This is a genomic window from Microvirga sp. P5_D2 (genome assembly GCF_054049475.1).
Window position 1 is genome coordinate 37,925 of the sequence record NZ_JBFUMH010000015.1, and the last position, 19,443, is coordinate 57,367.

At 57.0% G+C, this 19,443-nt stretch carries 25 protein-coding genes and 1 pseudogene; 15 read left to right on the forward strand and 11 right to left on the reverse strand.

What is annotated here, in order from left to right; genetic code table 11:
- Nucleotides 1-286 precede the first annotated feature (286 nt).
- The 5 genes from ACXJKO_RS07395 (at nucleotide 287) to ACXJKO_RS07415 (ending at nucleotide 4,381) form a co-directional block, all read left to right on the forward strand.
- Nucleotides 287-643, forward strand: a complete 357-nt coding sequence (locus ACXJKO_RS07395; protein WP_457090461.1) for a cupin domain-containing protein — start codon at nucleotides 287-289, stop codon at nucleotides 641-643.
- Between the two features lie 160 nt (nucleotides 644-803).
- Nucleotides 804-1,442 carry a LysE family translocator gene (locus ACXJKO_RS07400; protein WP_457090462.1) on the forward strand — a complete coding sequence of 213 codons (639 nt, stop codon included), beginning with the start codon at nucleotides 804-806 and terminating at the stop codon, nucleotides 1,440-1,442.
- 194 nt (nucleotides 1,443-1,636) lie between these two features.
- Entirely contained in the window at nucleotides 1,637-2,431 is a 795-nt protein-coding gene (locus tag ACXJKO_RS07405; protein WP_457090438.1) for an NYN domain-containing protein, read from the forward strand.
- A gap of 63 nt (nucleotides 2,432-2,494) precedes the next feature.
- Complete coding sequence (locus ACXJKO_RS07410) at nucleotides 2,495-2,839, forward strand: hypothetical protein (RefSeq protein WP_457090439.1); 345 nt, start codon at nucleotides 2,495-2,497, stop codon at nucleotides 2,837-2,839.
- Nucleotides 2,840-3,634: 795 nt separating this feature from the next.
- Nucleotides 3,635-4,381 carry a Crp/Fnr family transcriptional regulator gene (locus ACXJKO_RS07415; protein WP_457090440.1) on the forward strand — a complete coding sequence of 249 codons (747 nt, stop codon included), beginning with the start codon at nucleotides 3,635-3,637 and terminating at the stop codon, nucleotides 4,379-4,381.
- A 21-nt stretch (nucleotides 4,382-4,402) separates the two neighbouring features.
- Here ACXJKO_RS07415 and hpf read toward each other — a convergent pair whose 3' ends face one another.
- Both hpf and ACXJKO_RS07425 read right to left on the reverse strand, forming a co-directional pair.
- The gene (gene hpf / locus ACXJKO_RS07420; protein ID WP_457090441.1) at nucleotides 4,403-4,828 is read right to left on the reverse strand and encodes a ribosome hibernation-promoting factor, HPF/YfiA family; all 426 of its coding nucleotides are present in this window, start codon (nucleotides 4,826-4,828) and stop codon (nucleotides 4,403-4,405) included.
- A gap of 53 nt (nucleotides 4,829-4,881) precedes the next feature.
- A complete protein-coding gene (locus ACXJKO_RS07425; RefSeq protein WP_457090442.1) occupies nucleotides 4,882-5,325 on the reverse strand; it encodes a response regulator in 444 nt (147 codons plus the stop codon).
- 658 nt (nucleotides 5,326-5,983) lie between these two features.
- Between ACXJKO_RS07425 and ACXJKO_RS07430 the strand changes: the two are divergent.
- Both ACXJKO_RS07430 and ACXJKO_RS07435 read left to right on the forward strand, forming a co-directional pair.
- A pseudogene (locus tag ACXJKO_RS07430) lies at nucleotides 5,984-6,082 on the forward strand (DUF1194 domain-containing protein); the annotation flags it as partial.
- Between the two features lie 32 nt (nucleotides 6,083-6,114).
- Nucleotides 6,115-6,627 (forward strand): DUF1194 domain-containing protein, encoded by a 513-nt coding sequence (locus ACXJKO_RS07435; RefSeq protein ID WP_457090463.1) that lies wholly within the window; start codon nucleotides 6,115-6,117, stop codon nucleotides 6,625-6,627.
- A gap of 64 nt (nucleotides 6,628-6,691) precedes the next feature.
- Here the strand turns inward: ACXJKO_RS07435 and ACXJKO_RS07440 are convergent, their stop codons facing one another.
- Nucleotides 6,692-6,928, reverse strand: a complete 237-nt coding sequence (locus tag ACXJKO_RS07440) for a hypothetical protein (RefSeq protein ID WP_457090443.1) — start codon at nucleotides 6,926-6,928, stop codon at nucleotides 6,692-6,694.
- A 164-nt stretch (nucleotides 6,929-7,092) separates the two neighbouring features.
- Between ACXJKO_RS07440 and ACXJKO_RS07445 the strand changes: the two genes are divergently transcribed.
- Nucleotides 7,093-7,842 carry a Crp/Fnr family transcriptional regulator gene (locus tag ACXJKO_RS07445; protein ID WP_457090444.1) on the forward strand — a complete coding sequence of 250 codons (750 nt, stop codon included), beginning with the start codon at nucleotides 7,093-7,095 and terminating at the stop codon, nucleotides 7,840-7,842.
- Nucleotides 7,843-8,722: 880 nt separating this feature from the next.
- On the opposite strand, the gene ACXJKO_RS07450 is transcribed toward ACXJKO_RS07445, so the two are convergent.
- The gene (locus ACXJKO_RS07450) at nucleotides 8,723-8,884 is read right to left on the reverse strand and encodes a hypothetical protein (protein WP_457090445.1); all 162 of its coding nucleotides are present in this window, start codon (nucleotides 8,882-8,884) and stop codon (nucleotides 8,723-8,725) included.
- Between the two features lie 191 nt (nucleotides 8,885-9,075).
- Between ACXJKO_RS07450 and ACXJKO_RS07455 the strand changes: the two genes are divergently transcribed.
- A complete protein-coding gene (locus ACXJKO_RS07455; protein WP_457090446.1) occupies nucleotides 9,076-9,522 on the forward strand; it encodes a hypothetical protein in 447 nt (148 codons plus the stop codon).
- Nucleotides 9,523-10,064: 542 nt separating this feature from the next.
- Here the strand turns inward: ACXJKO_RS07455 and ACXJKO_RS07460 are convergent.
- Together ACXJKO_RS07460 and ACXJKO_RS07465 are read right to left on the reverse strand one after the other, a co-directional pair.
- The gene (locus tag ACXJKO_RS07460) at nucleotides 10,065-10,205 is read right to left on the reverse strand and encodes a hypothetical protein (protein WP_457090447.1); all 141 of its coding nucleotides are present in this window, start codon (nucleotides 10,203-10,205) and stop codon (nucleotides 10,065-10,067) included.
- A 402-nt stretch (nucleotides 10,206-10,607) separates the two neighbouring features.
- Entirely contained in the window at nucleotides 10,608-11,225 is a 618-nt protein-coding gene (locus tag ACXJKO_RS07465; RefSeq protein ID WP_457090448.1) for a recombinase family protein, read from the reverse strand.
- Nucleotides 11,226-11,321: 96 nt separating this feature from the next.
- Between ACXJKO_RS07465 and ACXJKO_RS07470 the strand changes: the two genes are divergently transcribed.
- The 3 genes from ACXJKO_RS07470 (at nucleotide 11,322) to ACXJKO_RS07480 (ending at nucleotide 13,647) form a co-directional block, all read left to right on the forward strand.
- The gene (locus ACXJKO_RS07470) at nucleotides 11,322-11,813 is read left to right on the forward strand and encodes an IS1096 element passenger TnpR family protein (RefSeq protein ID WP_457090449.1); all 492 of its coding nucleotides are present in this window, start codon (nucleotides 11,322-11,324) and stop codon (nucleotides 11,811-11,813) included.
- Nucleotides 11,814-12,427: 614 nt separating this feature from the next.
- Entirely contained in the window at nucleotides 12,428-12,856 is a 429-nt protein-coding gene (locus tag ACXJKO_RS07475) for a hypothetical protein (RefSeq protein WP_457090450.1), read from the forward strand.
- Nucleotides 12,857-13,203: 347 nt separating this feature from the next.
- Nucleotides 13,204-13,647, forward strand: coding sequence for a cupin domain-containing protein (locus ACXJKO_RS07480; protein WP_457090464.1), 444 nt, complete (start codon nucleotides 13,204-13,206; stop codon nucleotides 13,645-13,647).
- Between the two features lie 6 nt (nucleotides 13,648-13,653).
- Here ACXJKO_RS07480 and ACXJKO_RS07485 read toward each other — a convergent pair whose 3' ends face one another.
- The 3 genes from ACXJKO_RS07485 to ACXJKO_RS07495 all read right to left on the reverse strand — a co-directional run bounded on the left by ACXJKO_RS07485 (nucleotide 13,654) and on the right by ACXJKO_RS07495 (nucleotide 16,633).
- Nucleotides 13,654-15,084, reverse strand: coding sequence for a pyridoxal phosphate-dependent decarboxylase family protein (locus ACXJKO_RS07485; RefSeq protein WP_457090451.1), 1,431 nt, complete (start codon nucleotides 15,082-15,084; stop codon nucleotides 13,654-13,656).
- 355 nt (nucleotides 15,085-15,439) lie between these two features.
- Nucleotides 15,440-15,853: a VOC family protein gene (locus ACXJKO_RS07490; RefSeq protein ID WP_457090452.1), complete on the reverse strand. Its 414-nt coding sequence runs from the start codon at nucleotides 15,851-15,853 to the stop codon at nucleotides 15,440-15,442.
- A gap of 54 nt (nucleotides 15,854-15,907) precedes the next feature.
- Nucleotides 15,908-16,633, reverse strand: a complete 726-nt coding sequence (locus ACXJKO_RS07495; protein ID WP_457090453.1) for an HAD hydrolase-like protein — start codon at nucleotides 16,631-16,633, stop codon at nucleotides 15,908-15,910.
- A gap of 64 nt (nucleotides 16,634-16,697) precedes the next feature.
- Between ACXJKO_RS07495 and ACXJKO_RS07500 the strand changes: the two genes are divergently transcribed.
- On the forward strand, nucleotides 16,698-17,063 hold the full coding sequence (locus ACXJKO_RS07500) for a GlsB/YeaQ/YmgE family stress response membrane protein (RefSeq protein WP_457090454.1): 366 nt from the start codon (nucleotides 16,698-16,700) through the stop codon (nucleotides 17,061-17,063).
- Nucleotides 17,064-17,258: 195 nt separating this feature from the next.
- On the opposite strand, the gene ACXJKO_RS07505 is transcribed toward ACXJKO_RS07500, so the two are convergent.
- Complete coding sequence (locus ACXJKO_RS07505; protein ID WP_457090455.1) at nucleotides 17,259-17,495, reverse strand: hypothetical protein; 237 nt, start codon at nucleotides 17,493-17,495, stop codon at nucleotides 17,259-17,261.
- Nucleotides 17,496-17,639: 144 nt separating this feature from the next.
- Between ACXJKO_RS07505 and ACXJKO_RS07510 the strand changes: the two genes are divergently transcribed.
- On the forward strand, nucleotides 17,640-18,044 hold the full coding sequence (locus ACXJKO_RS07510; protein WP_457090456.1) for a DoxX family protein: 405 nt from the start codon (nucleotides 17,640-17,642) through the stop codon (nucleotides 18,042-18,044).
- Nucleotides 18,045-18,132: 88 nt separating this feature from the next.
- On the opposite strand, the gene ACXJKO_RS07515 is transcribed toward ACXJKO_RS07510, so the two are convergent.
- The gene (locus ACXJKO_RS07515) at nucleotides 18,133-18,588 is read right to left on the reverse strand and encodes a Fur family transcriptional regulator (protein WP_457090457.1); all 456 of its coding nucleotides are present in this window, start codon (nucleotides 18,586-18,588) and stop codon (nucleotides 18,133-18,135) included.
- Between the two features lie 407 nt (nucleotides 18,589-18,995).
- On the opposite strand from ACXJKO_RS07515, the gene ACXJKO_RS07520 reads away from it, so the two are divergent.
- The gene (locus tag ACXJKO_RS07520) at nucleotides 18,996-19,364 is read left to right on the forward strand and encodes a GNAT family N-acetyltransferase (protein WP_457090458.1); all 369 of its coding nucleotides are present in this window, start codon (nucleotides 18,996-18,998) and stop codon (nucleotides 19,362-19,364) included.
- Nucleotides 19,365-19,443 lie beyond the last annotated feature (79 nt).

The window sequence follows — 19,443 nt, forward strand, 5'->3', positions numbered from 1 at the left end:
CGCAGTCCTGGAATTGCAAGTATTATGCCGGTTTCCGCGCTCCTAGCTTTGTCATATTGTAGTTCGCCAACAAACAGTTGTGCATCCGAAGCTCGTCCCTCAAAGATGATTAACGGAATGGATCTCTGGACAGTTGAAGATCGATAGTCGGAACAAAAACAGTTTGAACCGGCACGGACGGGCAGGGTGCCTGCCGAAAGCTTGCAGCTTGCCGACCGACCACGGCCATGCAAACCGTTTGAAACCCGTCCACGTCTCTTCGACTCAGGGCGACTATAGCGTTTGCGTGTCAAACAGCCCGCCAGGATCCGGGGCTGGCTTTCACCGACATTCTTACGACGAGTGGCATGTCATCATCGAGGGTCGGTACGAATGCCAAGTCGGGGACGAGGTTCGCATCCTCGGCCCTGGTGAGGCCATGTTCATACCTGGAGGCACGATCCATGGGCTCAAGAATCTTGGCCCAGGCGTCTGGCGACAGATGGGCATTACCTCGCCAGCCGGGGTGTTCGAGGCGATGATAACCGAGGTCGTTGGTGCGCAGGTTGATAGCGGAAATCCGTCCAGGGCAGGATCGCCGGGATTCCGGGAGATCGCGGCCAAGTATGGAGTCGAGTTCACCCCAACCTCAGAACAGGGCTGAGGCAGCATGTCGGATCTCTATGCGGGCTCAAACTGTTCAAAGCGCCAAAACAGCACGTTCGACGAACCTTGGAAAAGAATGAGAGGCTTAATCTCAGGGGGAGCCATCGGACGGCCATTTGTGCCCTGTTCACAGCATACGGAGTGTGCAATTGAACCCTATGCAACCGGAAACGTCCGATCTTCTAACCCTTGTCTCCATTGGACTTGTTCAACTCCTCGCGGTGATATCGCCGGGTCCGAGTCTCCTCATCACTGCACGTACAGCGGTGGCCCAGTCACGCGTAGATGGGGTAAAGGTGGCGCTTGGTTTGGGGACCGGGACGGTATTGTGGGCGGTTGCTGCCCTCCTTGGTCTCAACGTGCTGTTCCGAACTTTGCCGCCGCTCTTCATCGCAATGAAAATCCTGGGTGCACTCTTCCTGCTCTGGATTGCCTTCCAGATCTTCCGTCACGCGGCAGATCCTATCACTCTTGATGGCCCAAAACGAGAAACGGTCGCGAACCCGTTCGTGAAGGGCTTTCTCACCCAGATCTCCAATCCAAAGGTCGCGGTATTTTTCGGATCAATCTTCATCGCGATGCTGCCTGCCGATGTTCCGCTTTGGATGACCCTGGCGCTCGTTGCTATCGTCTCGTTCAACGAAGTGTGGTGGTATTCCGTAGTGGCCCTGTTTTTTGGCTCGGGTCGTGTTCGGAGATTCTATATCGACGCGAAGAAGTGGATTGACCGCACGACTGGCCTGTTCCTCGGCGCATTGGGCGTGCGGCTTCTCTGGGCAGCGCGTGAGATAGCTTGATGTTGCCATTGGCGCATCATGATCTTTTCAAACTGGGTTCAAAGCATTTGAAGAGGGTCGGCCCAGGACGCTCGATGAACTGCCTGGACGCGGCCTGAGCATAAACGAGAAGTGGATCTGGCGCTCGAAGATGACACCCCGAGCAGAACAGTTAAGCTGGCACTCCCTCGGTCTTGTCTCTTGCCGGAAGCATCATGGTGTCAGAAATTCGTTCAACCCGCCTTGCCGTCCTCATCGATGCTGATAACGCGTCGGCCAAGATCACAGGCAGGCTCTTTGAGGAGATCGCCAAGATCGGCGAAGCAAGCGTGCGCCGTATCTACGGTGATTTCTCTGGCCCACGCCTGAAGCCTTGGGCTGATATCCTGGCGCAGCATGCAATCATTCCCCAACAGCAATTTGCCTACACGGCAGGCAAGAACGCGTCTGACATTGCCTTGGTGATCGATGCCATGGATCTCCTCCATAGCGGACGGTTTGACGGGTTCTGCCTCGTCTCTTCCGACAGCGATTTCACCCGCCTTGCATCCCGCATCCGGGAGCAGGGACTGGACGTTTACGGATTCGGGGAGCGGAAAACCCCGGAAAGCTTCCGGCAGGCGTGTCGCCGCTTCATCTACACCGAAAACCTCTTGCTTGCKGAGATTCCCACGCCAGGGAAAGAGACAGCCAAAGCGGTGAAACCGCTCCAACCGCCGAGTGCTGCAATTCCACTCATTCAGAAAGCCTTGTCGCAAGTGGAAGTGGAGGAGGGCTGGGTTAGCCTTGCGATGTTGGGCAAGCGGTTATTCAACATCGCGACGGACTTCGATCCTCGCACCTACGGCTATCGCAAGCTGAGCGACCTCGTGCGTAAGACCGGAGCGTTTGAAGTCGTTCAGGCCGAGACAGGTGGATTGCGTGTCCGCCCCATGCCCCAGGAAGCTAAGGTATCAGGGAAGAAACAGGCTCGACAACGAGGCGTGGTCGCCAAAGAGTCGAGTTCCTGATTTTGCCTCGGTATCAGGTCCCGTCCAACGGGTTAGGTCATTTCCATCAGCATAGGAGCTATCGTGATCAAGGTCGATGTCGTCCCAAAGATGCACGTAGTCGTTGAGCAAGTTGCGCCCGACGCAAACGGGTCTATTCGCTACCAGTGGAGCGTGACAATGCTGGCCTCCGATGCCTTAGGCAAAAGATCACTTGGCTATCGCGGGTCAGGCTCCATCAATAAGGATCTAACCGATTTGCAATTTAAGACTGGCCCAGAGGTCCATGACGAAAACCTCCCGCGATGGACACCTATGAATCCGACTGACAGGCCCGACATTCGGAAGCAGATCGCCCGCCTTGCAAGAGCCGCTGCCGAGAAGTTGGTGAAGAGCGGTCAGCCTATGTTTGAACACCTTATTCCATAGCAGCACTACGACCCGCGTGTGGGATCGATGGCGCAGTTCGTGCTTCAAAACAATCCCGCCGTCCGATTCCTTCAACGGCCTGGGTTTTCAGTTGTTTGCAAGACCAACACCAAGCTCGTGATGCGTTGCGAGATGATGTAGAGGATTATGCTCTTTGCTGCCTTCAAAGAGTAGGCTCGGTGCTGAGCTACGTCGCCCCGTGATTGTCAATTTGCTTGCTGCACCTGAGACTGAAGTCTTTCAAATCCTTTTCGAGAATCTCTCGTCGCCGGACCAGGACATCCTGGTGGTGCACATCGATCTTCGGTAACCGGATCTATTCCTCAATCAATTCGAGCATAGACAGCATCTCGGCTTCAGGCATGATCCAGCCGCGCGATCTTTGGTGCATGAATGATCCTCCGAGTGCAGACGGCAGCGATGTGGAGATCCAGTGTGACAGGATCAAGACGCCGCCTCCAGGCTCTCCAATGCGGCTTCGATGCCGCTTGTTCTGCTCCAAAGCCCTGTAAGTGAGCCGGTAGCCGCACCCTCAGCGGTCGGCAAGCAGTCCATCTTTCCACGATCAATCTAATCAGGCGTTTTCAATCGCTATGATTGCGGCTCTTCTTCAAGGTTATGAAAGCAGGGTTCGGCCTAATAACGTAAATTATCCATAGTTTTTATTCGGAACTCCGAATGATACCGAGATTGGTTGAGATATGAACTTTCTGCGTCAGGATGCCTCACAAGAAAACTACTTGCTTTTAGCTGTGCTTCATAAGCATTACAGAGTCATAGGGGCAGGCTAAGAAAATGTATTCTGACGAAATGCTGTATGCAGGCGCTGTCCAGGGGCACCGCGCGAACAAATTGCTGGGTGCTCTGGAGCCGGAAGACTTTGCCTGTCTGGAGCCGCACCTGGAGATCGTGAAATTGCAGCATGGTCAGGTGCTCTGCGAGACAGGTCAGCCCCTTCACTACGCCTACTTTCCGCACAACATCATTATCTCGCTGATGGCTGTCATGCATGACGGTCGTTCTGCCGAGATGTCGGTTTTTGGCAGCGAGGGCGTCACAGGTCTCACAGGAGCGGCGGTCACCAATCAGGCTTTTGGACGCTATGTCGTGCAACTCACCGGCACGGCCTCGCGCATCAAGATCGCCAAGTTGTACGAGGTGATCAGCACACGCCCTAACATTCAGCGCCTGATGCGCCAATTCATGGAGGCCATCATGTCACGGGTTCTCCAGAATGTTGCCTGCAACGCGATCCATAGTGTCGAAGCCCGTTGTGCTCGCCTGATCCTGAGCACGAGCCATCGGGTTGACCAGGAGATCATCCCTCTTACCCATGAGTTCTGGGCGGATCGTCTGGGAACCCAACGCTCGACGGTCAGTGCTATAATGAAGAAGTTTCAGACCTCGGGATGGATCGGACAAACCAGGGGCGGCATCACCATCATGGACCCGACTGCTCTTAGAGAGGTCTCGTGTGAATGCTATCAGACAGTTCACGACGTTTTCGTGCGCCTGCTGCCGTATACCGCAAAACAGAATTGAACGGTTGCAGCCATCGCCCTCTCACCCTGAGTCCTCTGCATACGACAGGTCTTCATCGGTATCCGGTGCTAGGCTGATACGCTCACGCAGGACCACATCTTTGTCGGTTCGCTCGGCCTTATCCTCGCGAAGCTCCCGCTTGGTCCGCCGAAGCTGCTTGGCGACCTTCGTGAGGGCGGCATTGAAGGCGAGGTAGATGTCCTTGTCACTGCCCTCAGCGCTCTTCATCGGGAGCCCGCCCATCTGCATGTTCACGCTACAGCGGTAGGTGATCCCCTCCTTCGTGAAGTGAGCCGACGCGGTGTTCAGCCGTCCGAAGTATTTGCTGGCGACCCGCAGAATGTTCTCGCGAGCATGATCCGGCAGTCCATCACCAAGGTGGATGTTCGAGCTTTGGATCGTGATCGCATTATCCGTGCCTTGGTGTGCCACAGTGTCGTCTCCCATCAACGGGCTCTCGGGTGAATGCTTCAGGAAGGCGCTATCGGAGCTTATCAAGGCTATGTCCGTAGCCTCTTCACCACCTCAGTGCCTGTGTGAGCCACGACCGTCTCGTACCAGCTTGCCTCAGCCGCTTTTTCGGCCTCGATCAGGACTTCCAACGCTCTCCAAGGCTTCGGCATGAACCGAACATTCCGCAGGGTTGTGTCGAGGTCCTTTTCAAGCGGCGCACCCGAGGTCAAAACCGTTCTGATCCACGGCCACTTGAGCCGCACCGTCCGTGCGAGGTCCACGCCGTCCATCAGGCAGGGCAACCGCACATCGGCAAAGAGAAAGGCCACGTCGCCTACGTTCTGGTTCAGATAGTGCAGAGCCTCCTCAGCGCTGGATGCCTCCACAACCCGGAAGTCTGTTTCCTCCAACAGCGCGACTGCAAGAGCCCGAAGCTCATGGTCGTCCTCGACGATTAACGCAACGCGCCTGCATTTAGAGCCTTGTCCCATCCTGCGGACCTCCCTTGTCCCTTAGGGTCGGGCATGCTTTCAGAGGAGCAACGTGCGGCTTCTTTCGAGAAGCCTGTCACGGGTGCATTACTTACAAGCGCTTCACCGTCATTCTGATTAGAGCCGCCCTAATTTCTCGAAGCATTCGAAACTTTTCCGGTGCTGTCAAAGTAAAAGATCGATTTGTTGGCCCATTTGCTTCAAAAGTTTGATTTATGTTTATGTAAAAGTGCTTAACATAAACATAGATTGAAAAATACAAAGAAAACCATCGCAATTGTACGCTTGTACGGGAACAGCTTTGGCTTTTGGGTATTGATTGACTGCCGAAGGATGGCGAGATTTTTCCTGAGGCTTCTTCATTGTCACTCCCTTCCACTGGCAGGAGATCGTTCACGGTCTCCTGCTTCTTTTAGATAGCAGTGCAGTCGGAGAACGGGACGGGTGGGAGCCGAAGCAGGGTGGAGGGCATCGTATGCTTTCAAGAAAAGCCCTTGCTACTCCTTTCATCGGCCCTGACGCTGCGTGGCTGCCTTTCCTGACTGCGTTCTTCTTTCTCGTCGGTTCTTTCAGAGGCTTTGCGCAAACGGAGGTCGATCTGGCCTTGGTGCTGGCCGTGGATGTGTCCCCATCAATGGAGGTTTAAGAGCAGGAGTTACAAAAGAGAGGCTTCATCGAGGCATTCCGATCCATGGAGGTCCACAACGCCGTCCGCAAAGGTGCCATCGGTCGAGTCGCCGTCATGTATGTCGAATAGGCCGGTTCTTCTCATCAAGAGATCGTCGTTCCCTGGACCGTGATCGAGTACCCGCAGATGGGTTCAGATTTTCTACAAGTCTCGCTGGTCACCCCCTTCGACGCGGCAGGCACACGTCTATATCGAGCGCCATTGATTTCAGGGTCCGAGAGCTTCGCGAAAGTCAGGTCCGTGCGTCCCGTCAGGTCATCGGTATCTCCGGGGATGGGGTCAATAACCAGGGGCGAATGGTGACCAAGGCCCGTGACGAGGCCATAGCGCAAGACATCACCGTCAATGGGTTGCCGATCATGCTGAAGCGACCCGATCCCGATGGCTCAGGATTGGAAAGCCTGGACCACCACTTTCGGGATTGCGTCATTGGTGGTCCGGGGGCCTTCTTGATCCCGGTCAGGAAGCAGGGTCACTTGGCCGAGGCAAGTAGAGAGAAGATCGTTAGGGAGGTCGTGGACTTACCCCAATTCCAGCCTTTGAGCCAGCTTGCCCGAGATGAGCGGTCCCGGTGCTTCCATGACCCCTGTTCCGAAACAGGGTCATTCCGCTGAAGCTGGCATGCGGGACGCAACTGTGGGCAGTTCCCCACGGTCGCTTGAATGACCGTGCTTCGCGTCAGCTAATGCGCTGAGCCACCCAATCCTCTGCTTCATCCAAATTAGTGAAAATCGGCTGCGCCAGTCCGTCCAACTTGCCGAACCCATGTTCTAAGTACCAGCGTCCCGCTTTCCTACCGTGTTCCTCCGATAGCCGCACCAACACCGCCACAAGACGATTGTTGGCGAAAACGAGACGGCCCTCTTCATCGCGGGCATTCGTCTCCACAGTAACCGGTTGGAAGCCAAGTTTCATGCGATCTCTCAGCACGGGCCAGGAGGATCATGTAACGTTGCCCATCCCGTCCACAGCAATATCGATACAATCCTGCTGGGCGCAGCATCTTAGGCTCGCTCGTAGCGTATAGCCACACCAAGGGTGCGTCTGCTAAGATCACCTTCTGGTGAGGGACGGCGGTCATGACCACCCCGTTCGTTCGAAAGCTTGAGTATGGCGCGGGGCTGTCTGATCAGGACCGGGAGGTGCTGGAACAGGCTGTCCGTGACGTTCGACAGTTCAAGCCGCAACATGATCTGATTCTCGAAGATGACAGTCCTGAGAACGTTCATGTGATCTTAGCGGGCTTCGCCTGCCGCTATAAGATGCTACCGGATGGCGGTCGTCAGATCATGGCCTACCTTGTTCCAGGCGACTGCTGTGACCTGCACGTTCCGATCCTAAGCAGGATCGACCACACCATCGGCACCCTCACAGCCTGTAAAGTCGCCCTTCTTCCTCACACCGTGATTGAGGACCTAACAGCCCAGTCCCGCAACATCACCCGTGCTCTCTGGTGGTCCACGCTTGCAGATCAGAGCACCCTGCGCGAGTGGCTGGTCAACATGAGCCGGAGACCTGCCGACAAGCGACTGGCGCACCTTCTGTGCGAGTTGTTGGTGCGCCTTCAGGCGGTGGGAATGGCAACAGGGAACAGCTTCGTGCTGCCGCTGACGCAGCGGCAGCTTGCCGACACGCTCGCCATGACCGGCGTCCATCTCAATCGGATTGTGCGACAACTTCGGTTAGAGAGTCTGATCACGCTGAAAGGGCACGCCGTCACCATTCCAGATGTGGAGAAGCTCAAGACCTTTGCTGACTTCAATCCCAACTATCTACACTTGACGCAGCGCCTCGATGCCGTGCGGCAGAAAGGTCCGGCTGATCGCTGATACCCGAACTGATCGAGGCTCGTTCATTCGAAAATCCGACAGACACAGGACTGCAATCCTCCACTAATAGGTCTCTAATTTGCATAGCAGGTTGTGGAGATGAAGATGACCAATAGCGTTTCACTGGATACAGGATCGGTAGGTGACCGGTTACGCATCGAGGTCGGGTCTTCAGGTCTTCCACTCACAGCCTAAGCGTTGATTGATGCCCTGATCGACATTGATCTCGCCTACGAGCGCAAGTGCCAAGAACTCAGCGCCAGTCGCTTAGGTGCCACCCACCAATATCACCTATTGGGGAAGCTGCGCGAGCAGCACCATCAAAGATGTGAACCCTACGTTCGGCAACTAATTGCATTACAAGACGGACTGAAGACCAGGAGCGGGTCCTGACAAGGGCTAGGGCGGAACAGTGTGCGCCGAGGATGCACGAGGCTTGTCATCGCCACGGTCATCACATAGTCACCACGCCATCGTCCTTGGAACCGTTCTCCCGACCGTTGGTGCCGACCGTCAAAAAGGCGGAAAGGCAACGGTTCTCAACGGTTTCGTTGAGCATCGCGCCTTGCCCGCAGGAGAAGAGTGATGATCCCTCGTCAGAGCGGTCAAGCCTCGTGTTGCCGTTCGGGATCAAGCCGTTAAGTCAGTAGCTGAACCACGGCAGCCATCGTCCAGTCACCTGATGCGGGCCAATGACCCGTGTCCACAGCGTGTCTGATGAGCGCGGTTCCCGCGCCAGAAGAAGGTAGAGTTCTCGACGAGTTAAGAGGACCGCGCCCTTGTGATCGGCTGGTCCGGATCTAATCCCCCATCGAGCTACATCGCCGAACCGGTCTATCGAGAGCCAGGGCCTCTGGCCACGGGCGGGAGATAGACCGGTTCATTGACCGAGTGCGACCGTAGGCTCGCGCTCGGTCGGAGAGCTTTCCTTCTGGATGATGCGCCGGGAGCAACGCCCTGCGTCGCCCCGATGATTGGCCTGAGGAGCCGTGCGGCTGCGGGCCTCGCCCGATGGGCTCGTGTCCTCACCTTCGTTCCTCACGCCAATCTCTTCAAACAGTTTTACTGATGAACTCGTGAGTAAAATACGTCCGCAAGAAAGATATAGAGTTAAGATACGCGTCGGACGTATAATGGTGTCATTCATTAATACAAGAGTTTACTTCAATGATACATATAGGAGTTCTTACAGGAATACCTGGATCTGGCAAAACCCGGAAGATGATCCAGGAGATGGCATCAGGCAAAGGGCGCTATGTCTTCGCGACGAGCCGGATCGACCTCATCGAGGAGCGCATCCAGGACTTGAAGCGGCAGGTGATAGCTACCGGGATGAACCCCACAGTTCATGCGATCCATGGCGAGACTGAGTGCGGTCGTGGCCCCGTGCTCGCCCAGATCGCAGAAGCCGCCAGCCTTCACCAGCATGAGGGGCACGTTGTCGTGCTCATCACACACGAGGGCATGATGGGAGCTAACCTCGATGGCTTCGCAGGATGGCACATCTACATCGACGAGAACCCGGCAGCCGTCTGCTCCAATGTGTTCCGGGTGCCTGCAACAGCCACCTACCTCGAAGCTGCCTATGATCTCGTTCCCCTCGAGGGAACGAAGTGGTCACGGCTCGTCCTCAAACCAGAAGCTCCCAGCCCGCCGCGATCATCAACGATGAGTTCCTGAAGGGGCTCGCTACCTTCGACAAGCGGGCTCGCTCCTCTCAGGGCATCTACGTGGACATCAACGATTGGTCGAAGGTAAAGGGAAGCGCTCGTCCCTTGAAGTGGTGGTCGGCGTGGACGCCTGCCGACCTCACAGCCTTCGAGAGTGCGACCATCGCGGGCGCGGGCTACTTCCACAGCATCGGGTACAAGGCCACGCAGGCGTGGTTCTCGGACAAGGTGCGCTTCGTGCCCGAGGAAGTGACCGCTCCCGAACGTGCTCGTCCCCATGTCCTGATCCACTACTTCACCCGGCACCGGGGATCGACAGACTTCTGGAAGAAGGACGAAGGGCTGGCCCGTTTGCTCGCTGTGCTCGACCACCTGAAGCAGGTTCCTGATCTCGGCTATTGGGCCACCAACACCAAGATCCACCCGTACTTCGTGGGAGCCCGCCTCTCAGGCGAGATGGTCTCGCCTCGGCAGGAGGGAACGAACGCATTGATGCACCACGAGACGTGTGCGTTCATCTACTCCTCGAAGGCCGTCCCTGCGGATGGTCCCTCACTGGAAGTGTTCGGTCTCAAGAAAGAGGATGTCGAGCGTGCCCGAGAGATCGAGGATCTCATCCAGTTCGTTCTTCGCGGTGCTCTTCGGAGGTCCGACTTCGACGGCGAGTACAAGGTGTATCTCTACGACCGGCATCAGGCTGAAGCGCTCGCATCCTATTTGGAGCAGGAGGGCATCGCCATGGCCGAACTCATCGCCGTCGAGGAGGCCGGGATCATGGATGAGATGCGTGAGAAGCTCGGACGGAAACGCATCGATTTGGACGAGAGCAGCAAGGCAGAGCGCGATGATCGCCGTCGCGAAGCTGATAAGGCCAGAAAGGCCCGAGACCGTGCGGCTGATCGTGAAGAGAAGAGCAAGGCTGGGACGCTGCGGGGTCGTGGGCGACCGAAGAAGCAGACTGGAACCTCGATGCGTTCGCGACGCTTCCGGTCTGAACTGACATCAGCAGCGAAGAAGAACCGCTACGGGTGGAAGGAAGACCTGTGCGCAATCCGTGAGCGCGAAGCCGCTGAGGCGAAACGGAAGAAGACCCAATCACATGGCTGGCAGGGACGGCTCCGACAGCGCTATGGATTGCTTGATCCGCTGCACGGAAGCCGTTCCGGCTCCTGTCTCACGGGCCGTCTCCCGGATGCCTCGACCGGCCAGGAGCATCGCCTTGATGGTCTCAACACGGTCATTTGCCATAGGTGGGCGACCCAGCCGCTTCTTGCCTCGAACCCGATCCAGTCCGGCCACAACTCTGGAACGGATTATGGCTCGTTCGAACTCGCTGAACACGCTGAGAAGCTGGAACAGCATCCTGCCGGATGGGGTGCTCGTGTCGATGGCTTGCTGATGCAGGTAGAGATCGACCCCACGCGCCTGCACGTCCGCCAAGAAGGAGACGAGATCTTGCAGCGACCGGCCCAGACGATCCACGCTCCATGCAGCAATGAGATCGAACTCTTTGCGGGCGATCCCCTTCAACAAGCTGTCGAAGCCAGGACGCTGGTCCCGGCCCTTCGCGCCGGAAATGCCTTCGTCAGTGTGGACGGCCACGACCGTCCAGCCGAGACGGACCGCGACCTCGTTCAACTGGCGCAGTTGGTTCTCGACCGTCTGGTTCTTGTCCGTGCTCACACGAGCATAAAGGGCAACACGCTTCGTCATCCCCGCAGTGACTCATAGGAGCCGAATCCCGTCAAATGGTTTGAAGAGTCAGAACGAGGTAGGTTTGCTGTGATGGACTGAAGATTGGAGGAGCCCATGACCGAAGCAGGCACCCATATTGTCCGGGTCACTGTCCAGGACGAGCCGACCATCTACCGGGAGATCGAGGTCGAAAGCCGTAAAACGCTCAGCGATCTGGCCGAGGCCATCGTCCACGCGTTTGGCTTCGAGTTCGACCACGCCTTCGGCTTCTACTCAAAGCTCAAGGGCCAGGACGTGATGCGCTCCCAGCCAAAGTACGAATTGTTCGCCGATATGGGTGAGAGGACGGAGGCCAAGAGCGTGGAGAAAACCCGCGTGGCCGACGCCTTCCCCGATGTGGGCCACAAGATGCTCTTCCTCTTCGACTATGGCGACGACTGGCGCTTCGTCGTCAAGGTCATTGGCTTGGGCCAGAAGGCCGCGAAGACCCGTTACCCGAAGGTGCTCAAGAAAGTTGGGAAGGCTCCCGAGCAGTACGGTGACTGGGATGATGACGATGATAGCGACGAGGAGGAGCATGACAACGACAACGACAACCAACCCTGACCCCGTGCCAAAAACAGATGTATTCCGCCACGCCCGAAACAGCTTCAAGGACGACCGGAAAATAAGGGATTTAGAGAGGCAAATCCGGAAGGGTTTTTGGAACAGGGGAAGAGGCAGGTTTTGTCAAATTCGACAAAATAGGCTGATCTGGTGATCGGCACGCTGGAATAGGATGGGCTGGCGGTTCGTCAATGGCCGTGGATCTGCGATCCGGATGATAGATGCGGGATCTACCTGACGAGTCTCCAAACGGTTCAATGAGGGTCGGAGCCACGATGCGACAAAAATGGCAACCAGAGACTGATTGCCATTATGGAAGACCTGCTCTATGAGGCACGCTATACTTCGCCCGAAGGTTTGCACACATACTGCCAATCTCGACATCCTCCCGCCGCTGCGCGACGCCGAGGGTGAAGGCACCGCTACTCCCGTTCGTTTCTTAAAATGAACAACAGCCGCGACATGCGGCTGTCGGAGAGGTTCGCGTACGGGCTTCTCTAGCTACTTCAATTCCATTTCCCAGAATCAAATCAACAGTGCGGCTCGTGGCTGCCGGAAGGATTTGCGTACGGACCTTCTGGCTGCTGTGCGGCCGCTAAAGGAGATGTCTACTCATGACATATGTAGAAGTGTACGTGTGTGAACCAGTTCGAAGAGTAATTAAGACGGAGGTCTTTAGCCGCGATCCGTCGAGCCGCATTGGTCAGGTTTGCGACCGTTACTTGGAAGTCGTGGCCCAAGATATGCCCGCCCTCTCGCAGAACGAGTGGGTGGCTTTGATCGACTACTATAATGGCACAGATCGTGGTCCAATTTCGGTTCAGTGCCTTGCTCATGATGTCCGTGAGGGCATCGAAATGGATGGCCTTGCTGATCGTTGGGAGATCGATGGCGACGATCTCTGTAATCGGTTGCTGGCTATGACTTTTGGTCAGAGGACAGCGATTATGGAGATAATCGACCGCTTCTGGTCCGAGTACGGTGGCAAATCGGTTGATCGTGCTGAAGCGCTCGCTGCCATAGGAGCGAAGATCGCCCGCTGATAGGCTGGTCTGAATTATTGGACTGGCTTCAATGCGCACGTGCGAGGGCAGTCAGGGAGACCTGACTGCCCTCGCACAGCCCTGGATGTTCCAAACCGTTCAAAAGGTCGGAGCCAGGACGCTCGACGAACTGCCGGGGATTGGCTCTGGGAGGACGGTTGCAGCGAGACATGGCAAGCAGACTGGATCTCGCTACCGCATCAACCGGGAAAGATGCACCCGTTAATGTCGCGCACGGGCAGGCGTGCCGAGAGTAGCGGGTCGATGTGATTTCCACCCATGATGGTTAGGCGCATACTGTTTCCAGAGTCACCTGTCATTGGGAGCACCAAATGACACAACCCAGCATGAGCGTCCCCAAAGCAGCCGATCACCAAACTTTTGAGGTCTTCGGTGAGACCGTGGTTATCCGGCAAGATCCTGCCGGACCGCTCCTAAACGCTGCCGTGATTGAGGAGATTGTACCACCGAATGGTGCCGCACCCCTGCACCGCCACAGTAGGGAAGATGAGATCTGCTACGTGATCGAAGGGACCTTTCGAATCTGGCGCGGCGATGAGGTAATCGATGTCAGCCCAGGGGGCGTTGCATTGTTGCCGCGCGGTCAGGTTCACACCTTCAAGAACATTGGCACGGGTCTTGGTCGCCTTCTGACCGTCATCCTGCCTGCGGGATTTGAACAGTTTTTCGCGGTCGTCGCCGAGCGCCATCTCAGGGACGAGGACATGGATGAGATCATGGCCATCGCAGCCGATTTCGGGTTGGAGATCTTAGGTCCGCCGCCGAACTGAGCAGCGTCAAACAACTGTGTATTCCGTCAGCACGGCACGCCATGCTTGGATAACCGCCTCGATGGTGCGGTCTGCATCCGCTTCGGTGGTTAGACCCGAGGTCACCGATACTCGCATGACCCACTGACCACGCCAGACGGCTCCACCCATGAAGCACGTCCCATCAGCCTGGATGTACTGAATCGTTTTGCGCGTCAGGTAATCCCCAACCTCAGACGGCTCATCCGCACCGAAGCGGACAATAACTTGGTTGAGCACCACATCGTTCAGCACCCTCAAGCCCGGTTCAGTCGCAAGACCACTGGCAATACGCTGGGCAAGGCGGCAATGACGCTCCACCGTGGCTGCGATTCCCTCGCGTCCCAGGTGCTTGATCATCGCCCAAGTCGCAAACCCGCGTGCTCGCCGTGACAGTTCGGGCACGAAGTGAGTGGGATCGCGCTCACCCTCAGAGACGGGCGGCAGATAGCTGGCCGCAATGGTCATGGCCCTGCGGTGAGCCTCTGCGTCTCGCACGATGGCATACCCGCAATCGTAGGGCGTCTGAAGCCACTTGTGACCGTCCGTGGCCCACGAGTCAGCATCCTGGGCTGATGCCGTAAGATAGGCTCTGTCGGGGCAGGCACGAGCCCAGAGCCCGAACGCCCCGTCCACATGGACCCAAGCTCCATGGGCTCGGGCAGTGGGGATCAGATCCGCGAAAGGATCACAGGCTCCGGTGTTGATCTGCCCGGCCTGCATGATCGCGATCATGGGACCGGACGAGTTCGCCATGGCCTCACCAAAGGCGGAAGGCACCATCCGTCCAGCCTCATCGGTCTTCACGCGGCTCACACGCTCATAGCCCAAGCCCAAGAACTGCAAGGCCGAGAACACTGTTGCGTGGGCGTCTTCGCCGATCACGACGTGAATCGGAGGGGCACCGAACAACCCTTTGGCTTCAACATCCCAGCCAACCTGCCTCAGAACTTCACCGCGTGCGGCGGCGAGGCAGACGAAATTCGCCACTGTCGCCCCAGTTACAAACCCGACAGTCGCCTGTCGTGGAAAGTCGAGCAGATCCAGCAGCCAGCGGACTGCAATCGTTTCGGCTGCTGCTGCCGCAGGTGCTGCCACATGGTTCCCGGCATTCTGCCCCCAGGCGGAAGTCAGCCAGTCAGCGGCAACGCCCGCAGGGTGCGAGGCTCCCGCCACCCAGCCGAAGAACCGGGGTCCGATATGGGTGTGCAGGCCCGGTGCGGCTCGGGTCACAAGATCATCGAGAGCAAGCTCGGCAGGAATGCCGCTCTCAGGTGTCGGCTCCTCGAAGGCTTGCAGAGCTTCTGGGTAGGTTTGTTCGGGGCGCTGAGGCCGCTCCCCAATGGAGTTGCGGAAAGTGGTCGCGTACGCGGCAGCTTTCTCGAAAAGGCTCGCTACATCCTGGGTTGGGGTTTCCATAACCCGTACTCCCCTACAACCGGAGGGCTTGTGGATATTGAACAACGGTGCGTTGAAACTCCGACTTCACCAAGGCGCATCATGCTGCGATGGCCCCAAGCACCGGCTTTGGCGTCGAGGATCGTGGTCCATGGGGCTGAGAATCTTGCAAACACTTTGAAGTCCACCCACGTCAAACGTGTAGGAGATCGGCCATGCTCACGCGTCTGTCCGCCCTTGTCCTGCCCACGATGATCACGTGGGGCGTTGTCCTGTCCGTCAGCGTCGTGTCTGCTGGTCCGGCGCTGGCGAGCAAGATCATCGGAAACGGCTAAGCTTGAGGCGGCTTGAGAAGGCTTTGGCCCTTGGAGTGCTGCTAATAGCCCTTCCATAATCCTGGTGTCGCAATCTCCAGCAGATGCCCGTCCGGATCACGAAAATAGACGCTGACGCCACCCCTGGGCCATTGGGTGCGACCTTCGAGTGAAACTCCCGCCTCAGTCAGATGCCGCTGCCACTCGTCCAACTCATCCTGTGGAATCGAGAAAGCGACGTGCATGGGACCGTGGCCGTCGTGCGGTGGGATTGATCCACCAGGGGTCTCGATGGGCTGAAGAGACCCACCCTGCGGGAACAGCAGAAGCACGCCATTGCCGCCCACATCATAGGCCCGCATCCGGTGATCCTCGTGGATGCAGGGCAGGCCGAGCACGTCACCATAGAAAGCGGCAGCGCGGTTGAGATCAGCGACATACAAGGCGGTCTCAAGAACCCGGTTCAACCTCGGCATGCTTGGCTCCTCATTGCTGCCGATCCAACGCTGTCCTGGGCTTAGTGATGCCGATCAGACTTGGAGAAGGTTCCTGACAGTAGCGGCGAGATCATAGGGCGAGGGGCACAAGATGGTTGCCCCTGCCTCGATAAGTTCCGCCTCGTCCCCATAGCCCCACAGGGCTCCCACGCTTGGAATGGTATGGCGGGAGGCTGCCAGCATATCGTTGGCACGGTCCCCGATCATCACCATCCGCGTGGGGTCGATCTGCTCGACACCGATGATGTGCTCAATCAGCAGACCCTTGTCATCGAATCTGCCTTCGAAGTCGGTCCCATACACACGCTCGAACAGGTGCCCCAAGCCGAAGTGCTCAATGACCTTCTCGGCAAAGCCCACGGGCTTGGCCGTGCAGACAAACAGGCGAGCCGGAAGGGCATAAAGAGCCGTAAGTGCCTCCTGCATGCCGTGGTACACGGTGCCACCGAGCAGCCCATTCTGCGGGTAGTGCTCACGATAGAAGCGAACAGCTTCCTCCACGTTTTGGTCGGGTCCAATCAGTTTTGGGAATGACCGTCGCAAGGGTGGGCCGACGACCCAGGTTAAGTCTTCAGCCGGTGGGCATTCCGCGCCCAGGCACCGTAAGGCATGCTGGTACGATCCGATGATCCCCGGTGCCGAGTCATAAATAGTGCCATCGAGGTCAACCAGAATTGCAAACACGGTGGCTCCTGCGCCAGACAAGGTGGTACATTGTTCTTCACTCGAAGGGGAAATCAGTGAAGGAAAGGCCCTCACAACCTCGATTCATGGCCCATGTCCACCCTAGATGAACAACTGCCAGCCATCCATATGGAAGGGCATGACGAAGAAGCTGAAACCTGGACCGAGCCGTTCGCGGACACAACGTAAGCCGACACCTTCAAACGGTTATCGTTCCCCAGTTCGCATCAGTATTGATCGTGAGGTGCTTGCTGCCTTGGACAAGCGTGCCATCGCCGCCCAGGTGGGAGTTGGCGTTGTGGCAGGCTGGCTGGCAAGCTGGCTTGTGGGTGGATCAGGTCTTCTTCAATATGTGATCACCGGACTCGCGGGATCGCTCATTGGTGGCTTTCTCTTGGAGCGCCTCGGCATTGATCTAGGGATTAGAAATCCTCTGGCGCACCGTATTGCCACGGCCACGCTAGGGGCAATGGTCATCGTCTTACTGGCCCGCATCATAGGCTGACCGGCATAGAAGAATGGACGCCGCACGATCTCGCCATAGCGGTGAAATCGTCTCATATCTGCCAAGGGTTCAAATCATTTCACAGGTTTTGGCCGTACCCTTATTCCTTATTAGGAGACCAGTCAGTTGAACGGTGCCAGAGGACGCTCAGGCAAAAATGAGCAGGCCAGGAGGAGACGCCACAGGTCATCTTGCTCACTTCTCATCGTCTTCAGGCAGGGATTCAACATCACCTATGCCCCAGACCCGGTAACCAGCACGTCTTTCCAGTGCCTCGACTTGTCGCAGAATCTGTGTGGCGAGTGTCGCCTCACGCCGGAAGCCCTCATCACCAGGGTCGGTTCCAAGGCGGAGTTGCATGTCACGCGCCCTCGCTTCGAGAGCGCGTCTTAGGACCCGCAATTGCTCTTGATCCAATTCGAGCAACATCATGGCCCTCGTTCCTGCTCCCCAGTGGTATAGATCTGCCGGTGTAACCCGGTCTTAACGTGCCTCCTATTCCATTCGGCCCAACCGCACGGAACTGATCAACACCAGAACCGTCGCGAGCTGAAGCCAAACAGAAGGGGGAACTTCATGGTAAGCCGGAGCGAGGATGCGGCGTTACTTCTAGGTCGCTTGTTTGTCGCTGCACTTTTCCTGCCCTCCGGCTACAGCAAGCTGACATCCTATTCCTCTGTTGTGTCCTCGCTTGCCGCCAAGGGGCTGCCCTATCCTGAGATTCTGGCTGGCGTCTTGGTAGCCGCCGAGTTTCTCGGTCCTTTAGCCCTGATCATTGGGCTGTGGCCTCGCTGGACGGCTTTGGCACTGATCGGTTTCACCGCCGCCACGCTCTGGATGACATACGGCTCTTCCGTAACTGACCTTCTTTTCCGTCCCAGGCAGAACGTGGAGTTATTCCAGAACCTCGCGATCATTGGAGGGCTGCTCTTCTATTTCGCCAGTGGACCGGGCGGATGGAGCCGGACCAGCCTCCGATAGGTGGCTACAAACTGTTTGAGGCTGGCGCTTAGCGGACCCAAAATGGCGTTTGGTCCAGGCTGGGGCCGATGCTTCAAGGCTAGAGCCGTCAGGCTTCCCTGGAACGTTCGCCTTCCACTTCCACGAAGGGCTGAACGGACCTGAAGCCAGCCTGCTCGGCAGCCTTTTGAATGGCCTCAGCCACTTCGGACGAATGGACCTCAACCGTGTCGCCCGTCTTCACATCCACAAACATGATCTTTGTGGCGCTTCCTTCCAGTTCACCATGAGAGACAACGAAGGAGTTCTTCGTGGCGAGCCGATGAACGAGACCTGCGTGCTGAAGGAATTCGAGAGCGCGATAGATCGTAACCGGAGCCAAGCGCTTCTTGTCGCTGAGACGGTCCACAAGATCGTAGGCTCCTACCGGACCACCGCTCTTCGCGAGTGCGCGGTAAACCCGCTCGCGGATCGGCGTGAGACGAAGGTTCTTTTCGCGACAGAGATCCTCTGCGCGACGGAAGAGCTTGTCTTCCTCTTCCTTCCTGACCGTTTGGGTGGCCATCAGCTTACTCCTGTTATTACGAAACTGGAACGAGCATACAGGGGAGCTTCCATGCGTACAATGTGCTATCATTGCCAAGCAGATAGTCAGTTGTGTATAAATCAGAAGACCTAAGAGCAACTTCTTGCGAGAGGCGCGGCTACCTGAAGCTGAGCTATTAAGCCATCCAACGCATCGCTCGTCTGCTTGAGGGTTGCCCATCTCCCAAAGGAGCACAGGATAGGCTGCGAGGTTTCGAGCGGTAAGGCGCATGGGATGAAGACGCCGATAACGATCTGTAACCGTCACTGAAACTGTAGTGGACCTCTGCTCACCAGAGGCGATATAGGGTCACTGAAATCATAAAACCGTTTGAACGGATGTGGATTAGGCTATCAGCCCATCTCCTACCCCTACTTGCTTGAACGATGATCAATCTTCGCCCGGCTCGTGCAGATGACTACACTTTCGCCCTCAACCTCTACCTTGAAACGATCAAGCCCTACGCGAGTGAGTGGTTCTCGTGGGTGCCAGAGAAGGAGGAGGCGCAGTTCTCGGACCTTTGGCGTCCAGACGATACCAGGGTCATTGTCCTTGATGGCAACGATGTTGGATGGGTGGAGATCCGGCAGACCGGAGACGAGATCTTCCTAAAGCAGCTTTCCGTCGTTCCAGGTTATCAGGGGCAAGGGATTGGTACACACGTGACCGTGTTGCACGGATCGGATCGAGCACGCATTGTTAAAGCATCGGACTGGAAATTCGACTCCTGGGTTTTGGCCTGGTGCGATCTGTGATTCACTTGCTGGAACGGGAGGTGGATCATGGGTCACTGCTATTCTCTCGATCTTCGGGTGCGGGTCGCCGACTTTGTCG

What these genes read in the sequence shown, in the direction of transcription:
- ACXJKO_RS07455 (WP_457090446.1), top strand. Translation starts at nt 9,076, where the DNA reads ATGGCATCAGGCAAAGGGCGCTATGTCTTCGCGACGAGCCGGATCGAC.
- ACXJKO_RS07485 (WP_457090451.1), bottom strand. Translation starts at nt 15,084, where the DNA reads ATGGAAACCCCAACCCAGGATGTAGCGAGCCTTTTCGAGAAAGCTGCC.
- ACXJKO_RS07425 (WP_457090442.1), bottom strand. Translation starts at nt 5,325, where the DNA reads ATGGGACAAGGCTCTAAATGCAGGCGCGTTGCGTTAATCGTCGAGGAC.
- ACXJKO_RS07470 (WP_457090449.1), top strand. Translation starts at nt 11,322, where the DNA reads ATGACCGAAGCAGGCACCCATATTGTCCGGGTCACTGTCCAGGACGAG.
- ACXJKO_RS07445 (WP_457090444.1), top strand. Translation starts at nt 7,093, where the DNA reads ATGACCACCCCGTTCGTTCGAAAGCTTGAGTATGGCGCGGGGCTGTCT.
- ACXJKO_RS07460 (WP_457090447.1), bottom strand. Translation starts at nt 10,205, where the DNA reads ATGCCGGTCGTAGAGATACACCTTGTACTCGCCGTCGAAGTCGGACCT.
- ACXJKO_RS07440 (WP_457090443.1), bottom strand. Translation starts at nt 6,928, where the DNA reads ATGAAACTTGGCTTCCAACCGGTTACTGTGGAGACGAATGCCCGCGAT.
- ACXJKO_RS07515 (WP_457090457.1), bottom strand. Translation starts at nt 18,588, where the DNA reads ATGGCCACCCAAACGGTCAGGAAGGAAGAGGAAGACAAGCTCTTCCGT.
- ACXJKO_RS07475 (WP_457090450.1), top strand. Translation starts at nt 12,428, where the DNA reads ATGACATATGTAGAAGTGTACGTGTGTGAACCAGTTCGAAGAGTAATT.
- ACXJKO_RS07490 (WP_457090452.1), bottom strand. Translation starts at nt 15,853, where the DNA reads ATGCCGAGGTTGAACCGGGTTCTTGAGACCGCCTTGTATGTCGCTGAT.
- ACXJKO_RS07480 (WP_457090464.1), top strand. Translation starts at nt 13,204, where the DNA reads ATGAGCGTCCCCAAAGCAGCCGATCACCAAACTTTTGAGGTCTTCGGT.
- ACXJKO_RS07510 (WP_457090456.1), top strand. Translation starts at nt 17,640, where the DNA reads ATGGTAAGCCGGAGCGAGGATGCGGCGTTACTTCTAGGTCGCTTGTTT.
- ACXJKO_RS07500 (WP_457090454.1), top strand. Translation starts at nt 16,698, where the DNA reads ATGACGAAGAAGCTGAAACCTGGACCGAGCCGTTCGCGGACACAACGT.
- ACXJKO_RS07415 (WP_457090440.1), top strand. Translation starts at nt 3,635, where the DNA reads ATGTATTCTGACGAAATGCTGTATGCAGGCGCTGTCCAGGGGCACCGC.
- ACXJKO_RS07465 (WP_457090448.1), bottom strand. Translation starts at nt 11,225, where the DNA reads ATGACGAAGCGTGTTGCCCTTTATGCTCGTGTGAGCACGGACAAGAAC.
- ACXJKO_RS07400 (WP_457090462.1), top strand. Translation starts at nt 804, where the DNA reads ATGCAACCGGAAACGTCCGATCTTCTAACCCTTGTCTCCATTGGACTT.
- ACXJKO_RS07520 (WP_457090458.1), top strand. Translation starts at nt 18,996, where the DNA reads ATGATCAATCTTCGCCCGGCTCGTGCAGATGACTACACTTTCGCCCTC.
- ACXJKO_RS07505 (WP_457090455.1), bottom strand. Translation starts at nt 17,495, where the DNA reads ATGATGTTGCTCGAATTGGATCAAGAGCAATTGCGGGTCCTAAGACGC.
- hpf (WP_457090441.1), bottom strand. Translation starts at nt 4,828, where the DNA reads ATGGGAGACGACACTGTGGCACACCAAGGCACGGATAATGCGATCACG.